At 59.7% G+C, this 19690-nt stretch carries 19 protein-coding genes; 11 read left to right on the forward strand and 8 right to left on the reverse strand.

The features are described 5' to 3' along the window. Positions 1 to 36 precede the first annotated feature (36 nt). The 3 genes from QFZ94_RS39555 to QFZ94_RS39565 all read right to left on the reverse strand — a co-directional run bounded on the left by QFZ94_RS39555 (position 37) and on the right by QFZ94_RS39565 (position 3164). Positions 37 to 654 (reverse strand): TetR/AcrR family transcriptional regulator, encoded by a 618-nt coding sequence (locus tag QFZ94_RS39555; protein WP_410842392.1) that lies wholly within the window; start codon positions 652 to 654, stop codon positions 37 to 39. Between the two features lie 95 nt (positions 655 to 749). Continuing rightward, the gene (locus QFZ94_RS39560) at positions 750 to 2150 is read right to left on the reverse strand and encodes a pyridoxal phosphate-dependent decarboxylase family protein (protein ID WP_429463367.1); all 1401 of its coding nucleotides are present in this window, start codon (positions 2148 to 2150) and stop codon (positions 750 to 752) included. Between the two features lie 87 nt (positions 2151 to 2237). Then, on the reverse strand, positions 2238 to 3164 hold the full coding sequence (locus tag QFZ94_RS39565) for a LysR family transcriptional regulator (protein ID WP_429463687.1): 927 nt from the start codon (positions 3162 to 3164) through the stop codon (positions 2238 to 2240). 190 nt (positions 3165 to 3354) lie between these two features. Between QFZ94_RS39565 and QFZ94_RS39570 the strand changes: the two genes are divergently transcribed. Beyond that, positions 3355 to 5640, forward strand: coding sequence for an NADP-dependent malic enzyme (locus QFZ94_RS39570; RefSeq protein WP_368581446.1), 2286 nt, complete (start codon positions 3355 to 3357; stop codon positions 5638 to 5640). Positions 5641 to 5654: 14 nt separating this feature from the next. Here QFZ94_RS39570 and QFZ94_RS39575 read toward each other — a convergent pair whose 3' ends face one another. Beyond that, positions 5655 to 5903, reverse strand: coding sequence for a LysR family transcriptional regulator (locus tag QFZ94_RS39575; RefSeq protein WP_429463369.1), 249 nt, complete (start codon positions 5901 to 5903; stop codon positions 5655 to 5657). Between the two features lie 313 nt (positions 5904 to 6216). On the opposite strand from QFZ94_RS39575, the gene QFZ94_RS39580 reads away from it, so the two are divergent. The 4 genes from QFZ94_RS39580 (at position 6217) to QFZ94_RS39595 (ending at position 7720) form a co-directional block, all read left to right on the forward strand. After that, positions 6217 to 6399: a hypothetical protein gene (locus QFZ94_RS39580; protein ID WP_429463371.1), complete on the forward strand. Its 183-nt coding sequence runs from the start codon at positions 6217 to 6219 to the stop codon at positions 6397 to 6399. 212 nt (positions 6400 to 6611) lie between these two features. Beyond that, complete coding sequence (locus QFZ94_RS39585; protein WP_429463373.1) at positions 6612 to 7007, forward strand: ABC transporter substrate-binding protein; 396 nt, start codon at positions 6612 to 6614, stop codon at positions 7005 to 7007. Beyond that, the gene (locus QFZ94_RS39590; RefSeq protein WP_368581685.1) at positions 6973 to 7230 is read left to right on the forward strand and encodes an alkaline phosphatase family protein; all 258 of its coding nucleotides are present in this window, start codon (positions 6973 to 6975) and stop codon (positions 7228 to 7230) included. The genes QFZ94_RS39585 and QFZ94_RS39590 overlap by 35 nt, the downstream gene beginning before the upstream one ends. Positions 7231 to 7417: 187 nt before the next feature. Then, positions 7418 to 7720, forward strand: coding sequence for a DUF4148 domain-containing protein (locus tag QFZ94_RS39595; protein WP_429463375.1), 303 nt, complete (start codon positions 7418 to 7420; stop codon positions 7718 to 7720). Between the two features lie 35 nt (positions 7721 to 7755). Here the strand turns inward: QFZ94_RS39595 and QFZ94_RS39600 are convergent, their stop codons facing one another. After that, on the reverse strand, positions 7756 to 8490 hold the full coding sequence (locus tag QFZ94_RS39600; RefSeq protein WP_410848372.1) for a hypothetical protein: 735 nt from the start codon (positions 8488 to 8490) through the stop codon (positions 7756 to 7758). Between the two features lie 227 nt (positions 8491 to 8717). Here QFZ94_RS39600 and QFZ94_RS39605 point away from each other — a divergent pair, with 227 nt between their 5' ends. Next, entirely contained in the window at positions 8718 to 10616 is a 1899-nt protein-coding gene (locus QFZ94_RS39605) for an acyltransferase family protein (RefSeq protein ID WP_429463377.1), read from the forward strand. 810 nt (positions 10617 to 11426) lie between these two features. After that, positions 11427 to 11705 (forward strand): hypothetical protein, encoded by a 279-nt coding sequence (locus QFZ94_RS39610; RefSeq protein WP_429463379.1) that lies wholly within the window; start codon positions 11427 to 11429, stop codon positions 11703 to 11705. A gap of 190 nt (positions 11706 to 11895) precedes the next feature. Here the strand turns inward: QFZ94_RS39610 and QFZ94_RS39615 are convergent, their stop codons facing one another. Beyond that, positions 11896 to 12057, reverse strand: coding sequence for a DUF1328 family protein (locus QFZ94_RS39615; protein ID WP_176122082.1), 162 nt, complete (start codon positions 12055 to 12057; stop codon positions 11896 to 11898). Positions 12058 to 12375: 318 nt separating this feature from the next. Between QFZ94_RS39615 and QFZ94_RS39620 the strand changes: the two genes are divergently transcribed. The 3 genes from QFZ94_RS39620 to ligD all read left to right on the forward strand — a co-directional run bounded on the left by QFZ94_RS39620 (position 12376) and on the right by ligD (position 17543). Further along, complete coding sequence (locus tag QFZ94_RS39620; RefSeq protein WP_429463381.1) at positions 12376 to 13374, forward strand: LysR substrate-binding domain-containing protein; 999 nt, start codon at positions 12376 to 12378, stop codon at positions 13372 to 13374. A gap of 1614 nt (positions 13375 to 14988) precedes the next feature. Beyond that, complete coding sequence (locus tag QFZ94_RS39625) at positions 14989 to 15546, forward strand: GNAT family N-acetyltransferase (protein ID WP_429463383.1); 558 nt, start codon at positions 14989 to 14991, stop codon at positions 15544 to 15546. A 26-nt stretch (positions 15547 to 15572) separates the two neighbouring features. Beyond that, positions 15573 to 17543, forward strand: coding sequence for a DNA ligase D (gene ligD, locus QFZ94_RS39630; protein ID WP_429463385.1), 1971 nt, complete (start codon positions 15573 to 15575; stop codon positions 17541 to 17543). Here the strand turns inward: ligD and QFZ94_RS39635 are convergent. Beyond that, positions 17540 to 17764 (reverse strand): hypothetical protein, encoded by a 225-nt coding sequence (locus QFZ94_RS39635; protein ID WP_368581456.1) that lies wholly within the window; start codon positions 17762 to 17764, stop codon positions 17540 to 17542. The genes ligD and QFZ94_RS39635 overlap by 4 nt on opposite strands. 253 nt (positions 17765 to 18017) lie before the next feature. On the opposite strand from QFZ94_RS39635, the gene QFZ94_RS39640 reads away from it, so the two are divergent. Continuing rightward, a complete protein-coding gene (locus tag QFZ94_RS39640) occupies positions 18018 to 19187 on the forward strand; it encodes a zinc-dependent alcohol dehydrogenase (protein ID WP_368581457.1) in 1170 nt (389 codons plus the stop codon). A 100-nt stretch (positions 19188 to 19287) separates the two neighbouring features. Here QFZ94_RS39640 and QFZ94_RS39645 read toward each other — a convergent pair whose 3' ends face one another. Beyond that, the gene (locus QFZ94_RS39645; protein WP_429463387.1) at positions 19288 to 19689 is read right to left on the reverse strand and encodes a hypothetical protein; all 402 of its coding nucleotides are present in this window, start codon (positions 19687 to 19689) and stop codon (positions 19288 to 19290) included. Position 19690: the final 1 nt, after the last annotated feature.

A 19690-nucleotide genomic window follows, 5' to 3' on the forward strand; every position in this document is an offset into this window, starting at 1 on the left:
AGACGCGGGAAATGCGTCGCGCCTCATCGTCAGCAGTCAACGTGCCAGACTGCTGATCAGTGTCTGCACGGCATCCCTTGCCCTGTCAGATTCGATTCCTGTCTTGCGAACGACACGAAGCCCTTCGAGAAAGCAAACCAGCACGTGAGCCGCCGCCTCGGGGCTAACGTTCCTGCCCAGATCGCCTTCCTTCTGGGCGTGCTTCAACGCTTTGACCAACCGGGCCTCCATCGCCCTAAAGAAATAGGCGATCCGGTTCGAAACCTCGTGATCATGCGCCGCCAATTCCATCGCTGTAGCCACAACCAGGCAGCCGCGCTTGCCGGCAGCACCATTGGTACGCTCGACGTAGCCGTCCATACACGCCTTTAGCCCCGCCAGAGCTTTCTGCCCTGAGGCAAGCTCAAAGTCGAGACGTTTGAGCGCCTGCACGATGTAGTGATCGAGGGCGAGCAGGAAAAGACCGTGTTTGTCGCCAAAGGCTGCGTACAGACTCCCTCGGGAGAGCCCGGTCGCTTGCATCAGGTCCGGCAAAGACGTGCCTTGATAGCCGAGCGTCCAGAAGACCTGCATTGCACGCTCGATAGTGTGGTCGACGTCGAACTCGCGGGGACGTCCTCGCTGCCGGTCGGTGATGGAGTTTACGTTACGCATGCTCAATTTATAAACCGCGCAGTCCAGAAAAGTCAATGAAGATTTGCAAAGCTCATCTGTATGAGCATGCACGCTCTACGGTGGTTCGCGTTTCGTCACGGCACGCAGGCTTGCGCGGCGCGAATCATTGCCCGAAGGCTCGTTTGCACATCCGCGTCAGTGGTGGCCCAACTGGAGACACTGATTCGCATGGCGACGCGGCCCTGCCATACTGTGCCGCCACACCAGCAAATGCCCTCGGCCTGAAGACGGTTGATCACGGCGCGCGTCACCTCCGGCGTACCAAATGAGACGAGCACCTGGTTGAGTACGACACGATTCAGGATTTCAAAGCCACTGGCCTCGAGACCTTGGGCAAAAATTCGGGCATACCGGCAGGTACGTTCGACTAGCCCCGCAACGCCATCTTTGCCCAGGTTAAGAAGCGCGGCCCAGATATCCACACCGCGCGCTCGTCTCGAGGATTCCGGCGTGTAGTGCGACGGTTCCCGCTCAGTCGCGTCGCCCTCTGCCAGGTACGCGGCATTCAACGACATTGCCGCACGCAGAGTGGCGGCTCTGCGCACTAGAACGATGCCATTGTCATACGGTACGTTGAGCCATTTATGCCCATCCGTCGCCCAGGAGTCGGCTTCGGCCACGCCATCCGTCAGACTGTCGAACTGACGATTTGCAAGCGCCCATAGCCCGAATGCACCATCAACATGGACCCAGGCACCGGCTTTCTTCGCGAGGCGGCATATCTCGCGCGCCGGATCGAAATCGCCGGTATTGACGTTGCCAGCCTGGATGCACACGATCGTTTGCTCATCCAGTTCCGGAAGTTCGCTGACTCGCATCCGGCCCTGGTGATCTGTTGGCACTACGATGACCCGCTCGCGTCCGAGTCCTAACATCGACAACGCCTTGGAAACGGTCACGTGAGTCTCTTTACTGACGACTACACGGAGTTCCGGAGCGCCGTAGAGTCCCTTCGCCTCCACGTCCCAGCCCAGGCGGGATAGCAGGGAGTGGCGTGCTGCTGCCAGCGCCGCAAAGTTGGCCATCGACGCACCCGTAACGAAGGCTCCTCCGACGTCGTCCGGCAAGCCGAACAGATCGCCGATCCAGCGTAGCGCAACGTCTTCGAGCGTTGCCGCGATCGGCGAAGTCCATCGAAAGCACGCGTTTTGATCCCAGGCAGTCGCGAGCCAGTTCGCTGCGATGGTTGCGGGCAGCGCGCCGCCGATCACCAAACCGAAGTACCGTCCGCCCGTTGTCGCGACGGTAGCGGGGGACCCAGCCTCGTCGAGGCGGCGCAAGACTTCACGTGCATCCAGCCCGGCGTCTGGCAATGTGTGCCGGAAGTCATTCAGGCCTTGCAATGCCTGAGTAGAAACGTTGACCGGCCTGTCATGCACAGACTGAACATAAGCGAGCGCACGTTGCCCGGCGTCCTGCAGCAGTTCAGCGGTCGGGGTCAGTCCGGCTGCTTTTGCACTTTCGTCGAGTTTCATATGGTTCGTTCCGGAGGTTTAGGCATACGACCATGCGGGCGCAATAGAAACCGGTCACGTTTGTCGAGCAGCGACTTGCGACCAACGTTACCCGAGCGACGCTGGGTCGCTCACTACCTTGGTCTGATATTGCGCACGCAATGATGCAGCGAAAATCGTGTCTATGTCGCGCGGAATACCCGGGCGGGTGAACAGCGCAACGGGTGGCAAGGTCCAGTCGAACGCATAGGGGACAATCGCCACGCCCGCAATCCGTACGAGTTCTTCCGCGATGTCTGCCGGCATGATGGACACGGCGTTCTCGTTCAATGCGACCGTCTCGCCAATCAGCCGCGGCGATAGGCTTTCGACAACAGGAAAGGGCGGTGTGACGCCGGCGTGCAGGAACAGATCGGATATCTGGTCGCGCATCGGGGTTTGCGATGCACCGAGAATCCAGTCGAGTTCGGCGAGTTTTCGCCAGTTCATTGCGCTGCGTGAGAGTCTGGCAGCGAGGCGCCGGGAAGCGATCAAACGGGGTTTTTGCTGATGAATCACTTCGAAATGAAGATCATCGAGATCGACGCTCGACGATGCACGTCCGATCACAATGTCGAGTGTATGGTCGCGCAATTGGGACATTAGCCCTTCGCTCGTGCCTTCGTGGATGGAAAAAGTGAGCCGCTGCGTAATCTGCGACTGCGTATGACGGATTGCCGCCGCCAGAGTCTTTCCTGAAATGAAGGAAATCACGCCGATGTGAAACCGCGTCGCGTGACCGGAGATCAGCGCGCCGACATCGGATGCGAGGTGGTCGAGATCGTGCAGCATCGACTCAGCGCGTGAGAGGACGGTCGTGCCGAGCGCGGTCGGAATCATGCCGCGTGACGAACGCTCGAACAGCGAACCACCGAACATATCTTCCAGTTCAGCGAGCGCATTCGTGATGGCAGGCTGGCTGCTCGCCATGTGCTCGGCTACGCGTGTGAGAGAGCCATGTTGCCGTATTTGCAGCAGCAACATGAGATGGCGCATTTTCAGGCGTGCACTCAAGCGCCTTATCACTTCGTCCGTGTTGAATGACACGATAGGGCGAATCCAGACATAACCAAAAGGTGATGCCCCGATAATAAAACAAAATAAACCTCGCATGCCTCGTTCCTAGAATGTGTTTCATGACGATCAGCCGGGATGGGCCCGGCGCACACATAGGAGCACGGCACAAATGGACAGGACCGAACGCGAGGCAGCCCTGCAGTATCACGAGTTTCCTACGCGGGGGAAGATATCGGTGAGCGCAAGCAAACCGCTCGTCACGCAGCGGGATCTCGCACTCGCCTATACGCCCGGCGTCGCCGTCGCATGCGAGGAAATCGCGGCGGACCCGCGCGAGTCGTTTCGCTACACGAGCCGAGGGAACCTGGTCGGCGTGATCACGAACGGCTCGGCGGTGCTGGGTCTCGGCAACATCGGTGCGCTTGCGTCCAAGCCGGTGATGGAGGGCAAGGCGGTCCTGTTCAAGAAGTTCGCGGGCATTGACGTCTTCGACATCGAAATTACCGAGAGCGATCCCAACAAGCTCGTGGATATTATCGCGAGTCTCGAAGCAACATTTGGCGGGATCAATCTGGAGGACATCAAGGCGCCCGATTGCTTTATCGTCGAGCAAAAGCTGCGCGACCGTATGAAGATTCCCGTTTTCCATGACGACCAGCACGGTACTGCGATCACCGTGTCCGCTGCGTTTCTCAACGGTCTGAAAGTGGTGGGCAAGGACATCTCGAAGGTGAAGGTCGTCACTTCAGGCGCAGGTGCCGCGGCGCTCGCGTGTCTCGAACTGATGGTCGATCTCGGGCTGCCGCGCGAAAACGTCTGGGTGACCGACATCGAAGGTGTGGTCTATCAAGGACGCAAGGCAGCGATGGACCCCGACAAGGCGCGCTTTGCACAGGCCACGTCGGCGCGGCTGCTGTCCGATGTCATCGAAGGCGCCGACGTGTTCCTTGGTCTTTCGGTGGGTGGCGTGCTGACCGCGGAGATGGTGAAGCAGATGGGGCCGCGTCCGCTGATTCTCGCGCTCGCCAATCCGACGCCGGAGATCTTTCCCGAGAAAGTGCGCGAGGCCCGTGATGACGCGGTGATCGCGACGGGCCGTTCGGACTATCCGAATCAGGTCAACAATGTCCTGTGCTTTCCCTATGTGTTCCGCGGTGCGCTCGACGTTGGTGCGACCACCATCACGCGGAACATGGAAGTGGCCGCCGTTCAAGCGATTGCCGGCCTCGCGCAAGAGGAACCGAACGACTCCGTCGCCGCCGCCTATGGTGCGTACGATCTTTCCTTCGGGCCGCAGTATCTGATTCCAAAGCCGTTCGATTCGCGGCTTATCGTGCGCATCGCACCCGCGGTCGCAAAGGCCGCGATGGAGGACGGCGTGGCTACGCGCCCGATTGCCGATTTCGACGCTTACGCGGATCAGCTTCAGCAGTTCGTCTATCACTCCGGCGCGTTCATGAAACCGCTGTTCTCGGCCGCGAAGCAATTCGTGCGCGAGGGTGGAAACTCGCGCATTGTCTTCACCGAGGGCGAGGAGGAGCGTGTTCTGAGGGCGGTTCAGGTGATCGTCGACGAGAAGCTGGCGCGGCCGATTCTTGTCGGCCGGCCGGAAGTGCTGCTGTCGAGAATAGAGAAATTCGGGCTGCGGCTGAAGCTGGGCGAGGACGTCGAGGTCACGAATCCAGAAAACGACGAACGCTTTCATCAATACTGGACGACGTATTGGGAACTGCGGTGCCGCGATGGGATCACGAAGGAAATGGCGCGGGTTGAAATGCGCCGCCGCCTGACGCTGATCGGCGCCATGATGGTACGACTGGGCGACGCGGACGGGATGATATGTGGCACCGTCGGTGCTTATCACAAGCATCTGCGCTTCATCGACGAAGTGATCGGCAGGAAACCCGACGCACAAACTTATGCGGCCATGAATATCCTGCTGCTCGACAAGCGCACGCTGGCACTCGTCGATACACACGTCAACGACAACCCGACTGCCGAACAGATCGCGGAGTTCACCATTGCGGCCTCAGCGCAAATGGCATGGTTGAATCTGTCGCCCAAAGTTGCGTTGTTATCGCGTTCGAACTTTGGCTCGGGCAGTTCCGCGTCGGGCGAGAAGATGCGCAAAGTACTCGCACTCGTCAGCGAAAAGGCACCCGACCTCGAGATCGACGGCGAAATGCACGGAGATTGCGCGCTGGATGAAGCGCTGCGTCAGCGTGTTTTGCCCACGTCGCGACTGAAGGGCGCGGCCAATCTGCTGGTCTGTCCGAATGTCGACTCGGCAAATATTGCGTATAACCTGCTGAAGACCGAGGCAGGAAGTAATGTCGCCGTGGGGCCGTTCCTGCTCGGCGTCAACGCGCCCGTCAACATACTGACGTCCAGTTCGACGGTTCGTCGAATCATCAATATGGCCGCGCTCACGGTGTTGCAGGCAAATCGCGACTAGCTAGCTAGCTGTCGTCAAGGAAGTTCACGGTGGCCTGGTTGAATGACTTTGGATTCTGGGTCGCGTCTCTTCGTTGACAACCTGCTTCGATAAGCCGGGCGACGGCCATCATGGCTACAACTGGCGGACTTCTCAAATAGCTCATCCTCAAATGGCTCGCGCAGTCGATTCAGAGCATCGCTGACGGACGACTGCGTAATCTCAAGCCTTTCTGCGGCCCGCGTGACATACCTCCCGGTCATGACAGGATCGAATACTCCCATCAGATTTCAGGTCGAGCCGGATACGTGCGGGATCGACTTTCGCTGAATAAGGGATTTCCCTCGATCGAATGCGTGGCACATTCTTTCTGCCGCAACGGCTGGCGCGCCGTTTAGTCGGGAGCGCCGATGTCGGGGGACACGCCCGTTCGATCATCAATATCTCCTCGGCGACGCATTTCTGATCGCTCCCAACAGAGCGGAGTACTGCATCTCGAAGTAGGCATTGACCACGGTAACGAAACTTTTCGCCGCCGGACTCGGCGAGCTTGGCGTACCGGTGTACGAGGTACGGCCGTGAATCTTTCGAACCAGAATGACGGAAGTCGCACAGGCCGACTACGACGAGAAGATTCGACGAGGATTTTCGCCAATCGCGCGATGGGGGACAGTGGACGAGATCGGCAAGGCCGTCGCGTCGTTGGCGTTGGGCTGTTTGCCGTTTAGCACCGGAGACGCTTTGCATATCGATGGAGGTCTTCACATTCATCGACTCTGAATTCGGAGAGTCGATCGAAGAGATCTGCGTCATCGCGATCGGTGATGGTGCCTTGCCAAAAGACCACGTCCAACCCGTCTGGCCTCGGGCATGATGCTCGCACATCTGCATCAACCACATTGATGGAGCGCGACGAAGCAATGCAACCAGACCAGGCGACGGCTGGTCCGCGGACGCTTTGCGACAAGATCTGTCCGGGCCGGATCTTCGGCGTGTCCCAGAAGCGCCAGGGCGAAGTCAAGTCGGCGAAAGACCTGAAGGGCATGCGTATCGGCGTGAGCGCGCCGGGTTCGAGCACGCACATGGCGGTCAACTACATTCTGCATAAGGCGGGGCTGCAGCCGACGGACGTTGCGATCATCGATGTGGGCCAGGCGGCGGGCGCAGTCGCGGCGGTGCGGGCAGGGCAATTCGATGCGCTGATCGTCAACGATCCGAGCGCCACGATCCTGACGAAGGACGGCAGCCTCAAGCCGCTCGAGAACATGCGCACGGCCGAGGGCAACGTCAAGGTGTTCGGCTCCGATTACCCCGAGTCCAGCCTATTCGCGACGCAGGACTTCATCAGCAAGAATCCGAAGACGGTGCGAGCATGGCGGTTTTTTTGACCACGTTTCGCCGCTTCGCCTTCCCTGTAACGTCGCTGGCTTCGCTTTCGAAACGACAGGGCTACGCGTTCCCGCGATTCCCGTGTCGCCCTACGTGTCGGCGGGCGGCGTGTTTTCGGGCGACCTCGACCATACTTCGATCTTGCAACTGCTGGCGGAAAAGTTCGATTCGCACAAGGCTTACTCGCCGGCTGTTTCAGCGCGCAATGCGTACCCAGCCTGAGCAGCGCGCTGAACACCTCGGCGACAGCCGGTTCCCCGCCTGCTCTCGCGGGCGACGATAAGGTGTCATTCAAGACCACGTTCAACGGGGAGTTGAAGACGGGCCAGTCCGACGTAAATCAGGGGTTTCATGCGGTCGCACTTGGCGACGACGTACTATCATGCAATCGAAGGGAAGTCCACGCACTATGACCAAGTCGCTTAAAACACGATTGACACTTCCTGCCGCGGTGCTTTTGCTCGCTGGCTGTGTCGTCGGCGGCACGCCATATACCGGGCGGCATCTCAGCCCGGCAGAGTGCCGCGATCTGGCGGCGCTCAAAACCAACGCGCCTCCGACCTTGGCACAGCACCAGAATGAACTCGCGGCTCTGAGGAAAGCCGGTTACGACCCGTCGCCGTGGAATGACGACCCGTACTATCCGGATGATCTGCAAGCGGCCCAGCGCCTGGTCGACTATTGGTTCCAAACCGAGTGCCTGCCGCATTGATTGCGGTTGGGCAGGCGTCTTCGGCTATCAACCGCTTACTGCGTCTTCGTCAAATCCTGCCCGATTGCTGCGACGACCGCCTGTTCGCAATCCTTGAGGCCTGCTACCGACTGGTCGAACTGGTCGGTCAGCGTGCCGAAGCTGCCAAAACGATATTTGGCGTCTGCTTCGATATGAATCGAATTGGCCTTGATGTCCCAGCCGCAAGCGAATGTCTTAAAGTACATGTCCTGCATGGACTTCGAATCGAGCAGGCGCGCACGGATAACGACCCACGGAATGAAGTCGCTCGTATTCGGTGGGGATGCATAGCCAAACGAAGTAATCCATACATTCAGGATGGCATCCGCGTCGGTCTTGATATCTGAGAAGTCGTCTGACTTGCCATCGCTTGCGAGCTTGACGCTCTGGCCATGCAACGCAACGATCTGATAGCCGGCATTGGAAAGTCGCTCTGTAAGCCCATTGTCAACAACGGGAGCGAAAACGATTTTTTCGCTCGCGACACGCTGCGTGTACGTACTCGTATGATTGGCGTTGACCCCTGCTTGCACCAATCCACCAATCAGTCCAAATGCTCCGGCAGCGCCACCGAAGTTCACCACGCTCTCTCCGCGCGGTTCCTTGACGTCCAACATGGCGATCGTATGGAGCTTTTGTCGATTGCTGGCGGCAAGGTCGGTTTTCGGAAGCGAAGCGCAACCGGTGAGCAGTGTTGTGACGACAAACCCCGCGGCGAGTAAGAACTTTGAAAGTGCTTTGGTCTTCATGATTCTGTATCTGTGGATTGAGAGCGTCGACGCCCAGCGCCTTTGAATAATGACCATCCCGGGAAATCAGGAACCGGCAAACCGTTTATCGGCATCACTGCTATGAACTTTAGAACTGCAACGGGGAGCAACGCGCTTGCCGATCCACGAGGACCTCGAACACTATTGCGCGCGTCCGGAGTCGACAAGCAGCAGTTTTACGCGGCACGATTGGAAATCTCGAATCGATGCAATTTTCGCGCTTCGTGTTCTATTTCTATTCGCGTCGAGTGCAGCGGATCGTGCCAGCGCTGGTGGTGTGCCTGCTGGTGACCGGCTTGTTTTCAGCACTGTTCATTCCAAACGCATGGCTGAGCGATACCAACAAATACACCGGCTTCTTTGCTTTCTTTGGGTTGAGCAATCTGGTGCTCGCGTTCATCGGTGATGACTATTTTTCACCACGCGCCGAATTCAACCCATACCTGCATACCTGGTCGCTTGGGGTAGAAGAGCAGTTTTACCTGATCTTTCCGTTGCTTTTCTTCATGTGGGTGAGCAAACGTCCGAGAAAATCGCTTTGCGTTGTTCTGTTCGCCGGCGGGTTCGCTCTGTCCGTGTTGAGCGCATGGTGGCTTTCGAGACGGAATGAAGGGATCGACTTTTACCTGATTCCAGGGCGTTTTTGGGAATTGGCATCCGGTATCCTGCTATACCAGTTGCTCGCGCTCGCGAAGCGCCCGCTCGGCGTGATCGACCGCAATGGGACGCTGGTTTCGATGGCGTTGCTCGGCGGTTCGCTGGTGCTGCTTGCGGCCGGTTTCAACGGCTTGCGCCCGCAGCAGCTTCCTTTTCCGGGTGCGCTGCTGCCGGTTGCCGGCACGCTTGGCGTACTGTATGCGCTGCACGGAAGAGAGCCGCGGGATTGGCTGCACAAGCTGCTCATTTCACCAGCGGTGACTTTCGTCGGCAAGATCTCATATTCGCTTTATCTCTGGCACTGGCCTGTGATCGTGCTGCTGCGGTGGACGACGGGGCTCGATGCGCCAGTCTGGCGGGTGCTTGCGGCCGTACTGACCTTCGCACTGGCGACAGCGTCCTGGTACTACGTCGAGAATCCGGTGCGGCGCTCGGCGGTCCTCAAAGGCATGCGGCGTCCCGCTGTCGTAGGTGCGGGCGTAGCTGCGTTGATGTGCGGAGCGCTGTTGTGGGCAGGCATTCAGGTAGCCCAGCTGAATCTGTCGCTGAGCGTGGTGTCACAACGTGCCGACGACTGGTATCCGAGCCGCCCCCTTGAGGCCAGCACTGACGGATGTCTGGACACGTGGGATAGGACCAAGCTCAACGGGGGGCGCTTATGGACGTATTCACGTGCGGGATGTTCGCTTCCGGCGACCTATCGCGGGCGCCTGTACGTGATCGGCGATTCGCATGCGATGGCCTACAACAGGATGTTGCGCGAATTCGCCCGGGATACTGGCGTGAAGGTCTTCGCGTACAACAATGGCGGCTGTCCGTTCATGGTTTTGCTGCCGCGCAAACAGGATGAGGTGGAGAGCTGTGCGCCGGAGACAGATGCGGCACTCGCTCAAATCGAGGCACAGGTAAGGCCAGGTGACGTGATCTTCCTGCCTTCGCTGCGACTGCCACGTTTCTCCGACGAGTGGGCCCGCTTCGACGACTCGAGCGCCCGGGACTACATGTTTGGTCCAGAGGCCGTGAAAAGCCGGGTAGACGGCGTGCGAGAGGCCATTCCAATCTTGCAGAAACTGGCAGCCAAAGGGGCGAAGGTCATCCTGGAGGGACCCACACCCGAGTTTCGGAGCCAGCCGTTCCGATGCTCGGACTGGTTCAATCGCGACAATCCGATCTGTTCCGGCGGCGACAGCATCGCGCGTGAGGATCTGGAAGCCTTGCGGGCGCCGGTGCTCGAATCGTATGCTCACATCGTGCAGGCGGTCCCTGAAGTTAGCGTATGGGACCCGTTGCCACCACTGTGCCCAGATTCGGTCTGCTCAACGCACACCGCCGACGGCCGGCCGCTCGTCTTCGATGGCGATCACCTCAGCGGCTATGCGAACAGGCTTCTGCTGCCAAGCTTTAAGCAGGTCGTCAGCAAGCTTATGGAAGCGGGGTCCGCGAGCTGAGTGCTGACTACCGCTCTGCCAATAGCGTCAGGGGACAATCGGCCAAATTGCGCAAGTCGATGCCCACATCCAGATCGCCGACGATCTGTAGCGAGAACTGATTAGTGACAATGGTCGGCCTTATCGAAATTGTCCGAAACGCCTTTATTCATTTTCGTTGGATTTCCTGAAGCAGACTTGCCAGGGCACCGACCTTGGGCTGCTGAGTGTCTTTGCGCCAGATGCAGGTCTGCAACGTTGTGCGAGACACGGCCGGCCATTGGTCGCGCACTGCAGTGTCACGACCGATACTCTAATGTGAAGCCACATACACCGAGTCTCTGAGTGTCCGTTTTGGAGAGCTGCGAAGATCTGTTGAGGGTCGAACTGCCCGCGGCGATAACACGTGTACTGCGAACAGATGTCGTCGGTGACCGCGCAATCGACTCACACACCGAAGTCGGCAACAAGTGGTTCGCTGGTGTGATAACGGCGAGGGCACGAATGGACGTTCGATCGCCCCTCACGCTCTGGCACCACCACGGTAGAGCCGTGGTATTCCTGAGTACTGGGTATGCAGATGAAGCGAGCCGGCATTATCGGAGATGCGCGGTACTAACGAGTCTGGCAAACCATACGAAAGGATTTTGTCTTTCACACGCAGCGGCCTGCTGGTGCAGGCCGGTTGCGAGGATACTCCGCGATGACACGTCTGACCAAACCCTGAATGGGCAACCCTGCGATGAAAGTGGCGAGCGATCCGTCCTCGAGATCGAAATGGATGCGGCGGTGTCGCGTTTCGCAAGCTCGCGGCCCAATGTGGGAGTATCGGTGCAGTGGCGTTCTCACCAGTTGCTGCCCGGGATACCTGTCGAGGGTTTGCCGTACCAGGCGTTCTATCGCGATCGTCTTGGGAGTGCGCAAGCTGTTGCGGCGAGACGTGCCGAGGTTCTCGCGCGTCTTAGCCTCGAATGCGGCCTCGAGTACACGAGTCTGACGGCACACCAGGCGGCGTCAAAGCGTGCCGCGGACCTCCCCGGCCAGCGAAGCTCGTTCGGCGACACGCAGGCGAGCGGTGTGCCGCATTTCGTGTTCAACACGCGCTACTAGCTGTCGGGCGTCCACTCGCCAAAGGCGTTGGCAAGCGCCATGACGCTGGCAGTTGCGAATTGAAGTCGATCGGCAACGGGATAACTCGCCGTGTTGCGACCCATACGGACGTGATCAAAACGTATGCGTGCGACAGACAAGCTCGCAGGCGCCGCACCTGGCGGCGCCCGCGTTTGCAACGACTCGTGTGTCACCGCCGCATGAGGCCCATCACGAGCGTAACAAGGAAAATCACGACGAATATGACGAAAAGTATTTTTGCGATGCTGGCTGCGCCTGCGGCGATGCCGCCAAAGCCGAACGCTGCGGCAATGATCGCAATGATGAAAAATACAAGGGCGTAATACAACATGATGTGTCCTCCTTCCATCGGGGGCAGTTCGTCTCAGGTGCACGCATGACGCCTTCATGGCAGCAATTCCCGTTCCCCGCCGGGTGGCGCAGGCAAATCAACGCCAGGCGAACGAAATCAGCCAGCGATCGCAGTGCTCCGGGATTGCCGAGTGGCAGGCCCTTCCATTCATGGATTTGATCCGACGAATGACCCTCCGGTTCATTCATCGCGGCCGGCGGCTTCGACCTCTCAAGCGCAGAAAACCTCTCCGTTTAAGCCTCGGAACTTCTATCGGCCTCGATCTGCCGGTTCGCTTCCGCTACAGGCTGCGCGGGAATGCTCGTTGCGCACCCGCGGCAAGGATCGTTAGCGACGCTAAATCGGCGACTTCCCGAGATGACAAGAAAACTCCCTCCGCTCAACGCTGTGAGAGCCTTCGAAGCAGCGGGCAGGCATGTGAGCTTTACGAGGGCCGCCACGGAGCTAAACGTGACCCATGGCGCCGTCAGCCGACAGGTTGCGTCGCTGGAGGAATGGCTCGGCGTGCCGCTATTCATGCGCACTGCCTCGCAGCTGGTGCTGACAGAAGCAGGCCGGTGCTATCTCGCCGAGGCGACCGCGGTGCTAGACCGCCTTGCCGTCGCGTCGATGCATCTCGTGGACCAGGTGGTACCCAGCGCGCTAACCATCAATGCGCCACCCACTTTTACGATGCGCTGGCTCATTGCGCGCATCTCGAGTTTCCAGCGCAGGCGGCCCGACGTCGAGATCCGCTTCACGACGTCGATCGCACCGGTCAATTTCCATGAAAATGCCTACGATATTGCGATTCGCGGTGCGTGCGAGCCGATCCAGGGCTGCGTGTCATTGCCGTTCATGACCGAGGTGATCGTGCCGCTTTGCCACTGTGATCTGCTTGAGGGAGGATGTCTGCGCGAACCCGGTGACCTCGCGGGCCACACGCTCATCCACTATGTGACGGAGCCGTACCCATGGGAGGAATGGCTTGATGAGGCCGGTGTGCCAGGTCTGAAGCCAATCGGCCAACTGAAGTTCGAACAGATGTACTTTGCGTTGCACGCGGCCGCCGAGGGGCTAGGCATCGCCCTGGTGCCGCTTTTTCTCGCCATCGACGAGATCGTTTCGAACCGATTATGCGTTCCTTTTGGTCCGCGCGCAGCGCGGTACCGGAAGTACTTTGCGTGCGCGAGCCACATGAACCCTGTGACGGAAAGCTTTTACGAATGGCTATTGAAGGAAGGCCAGGACACTGAACAGTCGATCGCAGCCTGGGCTGCGTCGGCCGGCTGGCCAGCCAGCGTCGTTTCCGGCTGAGTGTGCTTGGCGGTGGAAGCGCATCGAGCTCATCGATCGCATCCTGCAACCGTCGGCAACGCGGCTGCCGACAGCTCGTCTGCGAGTGTGAGCGGTATTCACACGCCGTGAGTTAATGTCGTTTGCAGGCAAACGGAAATGGATCGACCATTTTCAAACCCGGTTAAGTGAGCCGGCTCACGCATACCCTCGCGCTTCCATCAAGGGAATAAGTCATGAGTGAAACCTGCATGGGCCTCATTATCGGAGGCTCCTCCCTTGGCATCGCCGCGCTCATGGTGGTTGGCCACTATCGGCGTGAGCGGTCGCGGTCAAGAATGCTACGACATCTGAATCATCATGAATGGTGGCATCAAACGCATCGGCGAATGTGATTGCACCGTCGCGCGTGGAAACGCGACGAGCGTCTAAAGATAACAACGGAGAGCACCGTCATGAGTTGGTTGAGAGAATCGGTCTCGACGAGAGAGCCGAGGTATGACCGGACTCAGTCGGCTAGCACAAGAGAAAGATGGATGAAAACAAAAACATTCAGGAAAGGGCCTGCGGAAAGGACGAGTCCTTATACCCCACATACTGCCGAAGCGGCGATAACCCATCTCGAACGGATCCTGTCAGCCGATGGCGCAAACTCGCTATTCGGCCGGACCTACTGGCGTGCGCGGCTTGAACAGGTAAGCGCGACACCGGGGCTGGCTCCGGAGCAGCGAGCAAGGCTTGCAAAACTTCTTAAGTCTCTTGGGCCCGCGTTTGAGGACAATGGTTCATCTTAGACACTGAGCCGGGCCAAGGCTGACATCCGTCAGTCGGCGACAACCACATCAACTGAAAGTCGATAAATATTCGTGGTGCCGATCGGCCGTCGCGAGCGCGTCTTACTTCAAACCCGTCGGCGGCGCAGAGGGCGCCCCACGCGGTCAATGTTTCCATATCGTCGTCAACCTCGCGTCAAGGACGCCATACTGACCGCGCGGTGGGCGTCGATGGGAGCTTCCGGTTGGGCAGCACCTGAGGTGCGGCTACTCATGACGCGTGTCTGGCATAGTCGTTGCGCTTCGGGAAATGCCGGCGTGCGAAATCTGGCACCCCACCGGGTATAGCGCAGTTTCGTCCCACGTCGTTGCCGCGAGTTTGCGGTCACTGAAGGGAGGCAATCATGAAAGCAACGAAGACAGCAACCGTATGTGTTGCATTGGCGCTAGCGTCGGTCGGCGCGGCCTATGGGCAGGGCGGTGGAGGCGGTGGAGGCGGCGGGACGAGCGCTGGTGCTGGCGTGGCGGGAGGAGCCAACGGAGCGGGCCAGGGTGGTGCGGGAATCAGTGCGCCGAACACAGGCGCGACCAGTGGTTCGACATCCATGTCGAAAGGTTCGACGGCGAGCTCGCCGACCCGACTCCCACAGAAAGGCTCACACGCTAAAGGCGCGTCGGACACGGCTGCATCAGGTGCGCAGTAAACAGGCACAGCGAGGCGATGTCCGATGAGCTGCTTACTCGTGTACTCGTTCTGTCAGTCGCATCTTTGCATCCCGACGGCGGACGCATGGGGGTTCAAGGAATGACCACTGATGCAACGAAAACAGGCTGAAGCCGAAGCCGCGCCAACGGAGGACCAATGACTCAGTCATGCATTGCCATAACTGTCCGCCGCGAGGACCCTGCCTCGCTTGATGGACAAATCCTGCTTGATGAACTCAGCGCCACGCTGGCGGTATTTTCAGGCGATGGCGGGCAGTCGAGGTTTTGTCTCGCCGATTTTCACTCATCGCACGGACGGTTTTTTGTTGCCCGCACCCTTGCCGGTGAACCGGTTGGGTGCGGCGCATTCTGGCATTTCGACTCGCGCACGGCGGAACTCAAGAGAATCTACAGCAGGCCGCATTATTCAGGTGTCGGCAAAGTGATTCTGCAGCAGCTTGAAGTCAACGCGGCGGCAGCCGGTTATAAAAGGCTGGTCCTCGAGACTCGCGCGGTGAACCGGCGCGCGATCCGATTTTATGAGCGCAACGGCTTCAGGGCCGTTCAACGGTACGGTTCCTATATAGAACAGTGCGATGCGTGCTGCTTCGAAAAGATGCTCGTTGCCGCGGGAGGTGAAGAGGCTGGTTGGCCGACCGGCAGGCAAGGCGGCGCAGATCGATGTGGCGATGCCGATCGAATTGACCGTCGCTAACGAAGCCGAATAGGTGGGTCCATGACATGAGCAGCCGGTGGAACTCCTCGCGGACCCGTCGCGCCCATGCTCCTGTGGGTGAGCCAGGGACGTTCCCCGTTCTGATCGAGCCACAGCTCGCTACGCTGGTCGATCGCGCACCGGCGGGCGGCGACTGGTCCTACGAAATCAAGTTCGACGGCTATCGGATGATGGTCCGGATCGAGCGTGGCACCGTCCAGATCTTTACCCGCAACGGACATGATTGGACTTCGCGTTTGCCCAGTCTGACCGACGCACTCACGGCTTTGCCAGTCGAGGAGGTGTGGCTCGACGGCGAGGTGGTCGTGTTGGACGCGGAGGGTCGCCCCGACTTCAATGCGCTTCAGAATGCCTTCGACCGGCGCAGCACCGCGGACATCGTCCTGTTCGTCTTCGATATCCTCTGGCTGAACGGCACCGATCTGCGTGAACACCCGTTGCGTGCGCGTCGCAAGCTTCTTCGCGCATTGATGCATGAAACGGACGCCGATGTGTTGCGATTGTCGGAAGACTTCGCGAAAGACCCGGTGTCGCTGGTCGCTTCAGCTTGCCGCATGAAGCTCGAAGGGATCATCGGCAAGCGCGGCGATGCGCCATACCGCTCCGGACGGTCTACCGAGTGGATCAAGCTCAAATGCAATTTGCGCCAGGAATTCGTGGTCGGCGGCTTCACGCGGACAAAAGGTGCGCGCTCAGGTGTTCATTCCCTGCTGCTCGGCGTGTACGAACAGGATGGGTCGCTGCGCTACGCGGGCAACGTCAAGCCATACCTGTCCAGTCGCGCCACGAACGCTTTCCTGCGGCGTGCCGGCACGGTCACCGCTAGTAAAACAGCGTTCTACAACCCTCCCAAACCGGAAAAAAACCGCGACTACCTCTGGTTGGAGCCGGTGCTCGTCGTCGAGTGTTCGTTCCTCGAATGGACGCCCGCGGGCGAAGTCCGACATCCGGTTTTTCACGCGATCCGGGAAGACAAGGCCGCTGGCTCGATCACCGAAGAACCGATGATCGCCGTCGAGTCGGACGAACCGCTCGAGGCCGATGCGGGTTCGACTCGCCAGCGTCCAGGGCCGAAAGGTGCGGTGACGATCGGCGGCATCCGGATATCCAACCCGGAGCGGGTCATGGATGAGGTGACCGGGCACACCAAGCGCGACATGGTCGAGTACTACGCTGCGATATCCGAATGGGCGTTGCCGCATCTGCATAATCGGCCGTTGGCGTTGGTTCGCGCGCCAAACGGAATTAAAGGCGAGTTGTTCTTCCAGAAACACAGCGAAAAGTTCCAGATTCCCGGCGTGGAAGAACTGCCGCCGGAATTGCATCCGAGGCATCCGCCGCTGCTGGTTGCCAACAAACCGGAGGCGCTGGTCGGTCTCGCCCAGATGGGCGTTGTCGAACTGCACTGCTGGAACGCCGCGGCACCGGACCTCGAGCATCCCGACAGGATCATCTTCGACCTCGATCCCGACCCGAACCTGCCATGGAGTGCAATGCTGGAAGCGGCCGAGCTGCTGAAGGTGGTACTCGACGAGATAGGTCTGCGGTCATTCCCAAAAACCAGCGGAGGCAAAGGATTCCACGTCGTCGTGCCGTTGACGCGACGACAGGCCTGGAGTGAAGCGAAGGGGTTCTCGCAGGCGGTTGCCCGTCACATGTCGCGGGTGGTACCGGACCGCTTTTCGGCGGTCCTTGGTCCTAAAAACCGCATCGACAAAATCTTTATCGACTATCTTCGCAATGGCCGCGGCGCGAGCACCGTTGCCCCTTTCTCGGTCAGGGCGCGTTCCGGAATGGCGGTTTCGATGCCGGTGTCGTGGGACGAATTGCGGCGGGTCGGCCGAGGCGACGAATGGACCATGCGCAAGGCGATCGAACGTCAGCGTTCGCTGCAGTTCGATCCATGGGAAGACTACTGGCGCACGCGGCAGGGAATCACCGCCGCAATGCGCCGCGCCGTGGGCATGAAGCGCTAGCTGCCGCGCTGCTCGGTGCCTTTCAGCTCAGCGTGCCGGTGCGAATGCGTCGCTGCGTACTTGAGCTCGTAGTGAGCTCCTTTGCCGCTGCGTGTCGGGGGAAAATGCTCTCCCTCCACGCACGTTACTTCGAAAGTCCCCTTGCCATCGTCATGGACGACCGAATAGATGCCGGACGTTTTGACGATCTCGCCCGGCTTGAAAGAGTTATCGCCTGCCATGTTGACTCCTCCGTTGATGAATAAACCGGTTCAGCAATGGCTGTACCACGCGCGCCCATGGGGATGTTGATGATTTCCGTCGCGGTGGTGCGATAGGTTCGGACACCCGTTTGACGACGGCACGTCCGTTGCTCCTACACGGTGGCGCTTGCGATGGCGTCGGCGCGATCGACACGCCGCATCGTCGCACGCGTATCCGCGAATCCCGACCCTGTTGGCCCGCGCGACGGGCCCATCGACTACGAGGCACGACATGAGAGCCCTTTGCTGGCACGGCAAGAAAGACGTCCGCGTCGACAACGTCCCGGACCCGGTCATCGAGCATCCGCGCGATGCGATCATCAAGGTGTCCAGTTGCGCCATCTGCGGCTCGGACCTGCATCTGTTCGATGGCTTTATGCCGTCGATGAAGTCGGGCGACATCCTCGGCCATGAGTTCATGGGGGAGGTCGTTGAAGTCGGCTCCGGCAACGCGAGGCTGAAAGTGGGCGAGCGCGTCGTCGTGCCGTTTACGATCGCGTGCGGCGAGTGCGATCAGTGCCGGCGTGGCTTCTTTTCGGTGTGTGAGCGTTCGAACCGCAACAAGGAGATGGCCGACAAGGTGTTCGGCCATACCACCGCTGGCCTTTTCGGCTACTCGCATCTGACGGGCGGCTATCCGGGCGGGCAAGCCGAATACGTGCGCGTGCCGTTCGCGGACGTCACGCCGGTCAAGATTCCCGACGGCCTGACCGACGAACAGGTGTTGTTTCTTGGCGATATTTTGCCGACCGGCTGGCAGGCCGCGGTGCAATGCGAAATACAGCCGACCGACACTGTCGCGATCTGGGGCGCTGGCCCGGTCGGCCAGTTCGCGATCCGCAGTGCGATCCTGCTCGGCGCAAAGCAGGTGATCGTGATCGACCGCGTTCCCGAGCGCCTCGACATGGCGCGCGCCGTCGGCGCGATCACGATCAACTTCGAGGACGAGAGCGTGCTCGACCGGTTGAAGGAACTAACGCAGGGCAAGGGTCCGGAAAAATGCATCGACGCGGTCGGTATGGAATCGCATGCGACGCGCTCGTTCGATGCGCTTTACGACCGCGCAAAGCAGGCGGTGATGCTCGAAACGGACCGTCCGCATGTGCTGCGCGAAATGATCTACGTATGCCGGCCGGCGGGCGTGCTGTCGATTCCGGGCGTGTACGGCGGCCTGATCGACAAGATCCCGTTCGGCGCCGCGATGAACAAGGGCTTGACGTTTCGCATGGGGCAGACGCACGTGAATCGCTGGACCGACGATCTGCTGAAGCGGATCCAGGATGGGCATATCGATCCGTCGTTCGTGATCACCCATACGGTTCCACTCGAACAAGGGCCCGACATGTACCGCGTGTTTCGGGAGAAGGAAGACGGCTGCATCAAGGTGGTGATGAAACCGTAGAACTTCCAGGCACTTTCTTCATTTCGTATCGGCGGCGACAACAAAGGCGCGCAGCCGACCCTTCATGTGTTTCAGCAGAAGGGCGGCTGGCCCCGGGACGTCAGTGCGAGTTGCAAAGTCGCCAGCGGGAGCCCGGCGGCCTCAGGGCGAACGCCCCGCAGTCTTTCAGCCTTGCGCAAATCTGTACCAGCAGTGCCGGCGGCGGATCGGCGGCGACCAGCAATGCGTGGGCGGCACGGCTGTCCTCACGCAGGCTCGCCACGAAACAGTCGGCTTGCGGCTCGACGAACCGGTTGACGGCGTTCAACCCCCATTCCCCGTGAGCCGCATATTCCGCATGATCCATTTCGTGCGTCGGGAGCACCCATTTCGCGGCGCCAGGCGAAGCCGCGAGTGAGAAAACGAACACGTCCAGCTCACATAAACCGGACTCAGCGAGAACCTGGCGTGCGTCGGAAGCATCGCGATACGAGCGAAAGATTGCGCTCAGATACTCGGCCATT

The organism is Paraburkholderia sp. JPY465 (genome assembly GCF_050436725.1).
Lineage (GTDB): Bacteria > Pseudomonadota > Gammaproteobacteria > Burkholderiales > Burkholderiaceae > Paraburkholderia > Paraburkholderia youngii.